The 547-nt window shown below is 35.3% G+C and carries 1 pseudogene; it reads right to left on the bottom strand.

Annotated features, from left to right (window positions below):
- Window positions 1-19: 19 nt before the first annotated feature.
- Window positions 20-547: pseudogene (locus ACFOUY_RS08910) on the bottom strand (hypothetical protein); the annotation flags it as partial.

Below are 547 nucleotides of genomic sequence, written 5' to 3'. Positions count from 1 at the left end.
CAATGTCATTAACTTAAGGTCATATTGCTCTTTTGTAATTCGTCCATGTTTGATATTTTCCTTTGGTTCTTCTACCTTTTACGATTCTTAAGAATGATCTATCGGGCCTGACGGGCTCAATATATTTTGCAAATAACTTTTCAATTTTCCGAATCAAAGCCCCAGTATCTTTTCGTTTAAAAAGGTTTATCAAATGCTGTTTTAGGTTTCCAATCGCTATGTTTCTATTTATCTGATAGCTATAGATTCGATCTTTGTGCTTCTTTTCCGATTTAGTTTGTGCAGGTATAGATAGGATATGCTGCAGATTGCTGATAAATATTGATGCGTGAAAATCCTGAAGTATAGTGTTGACTTTATACCCGCTTAAAAGCTCAAGCTGCATGTAGTTCTTTTGCATGCCATATTCTGTTTCAATTCCCCAGCGTTTAAAATAAAGATCTCCAAATAGGTGTAATGGATATTTTCTGGCATCCAAAAGGCTTGTTATTAGTATTTCAGTCTTGCCATCGGGTAGAAGGACTTTAATGAGACGTACTTTAACCGT

Source organism: Pedobacter jamesrossensis (assembly GCF_042650905.1).
Classification (GTDB): domain Bacteria; phylum Bacteroidota; class Bacteroidia; order Sphingobacteriales; family Sphingobacteriaceae; genus Pedobacter; species Pedobacter jamesrossensis.
The sequence above is the reverse complement of the archived record's forward strand: the minus strand, read 5'-3'. Positions and strand labels throughout refer to the sequence as shown.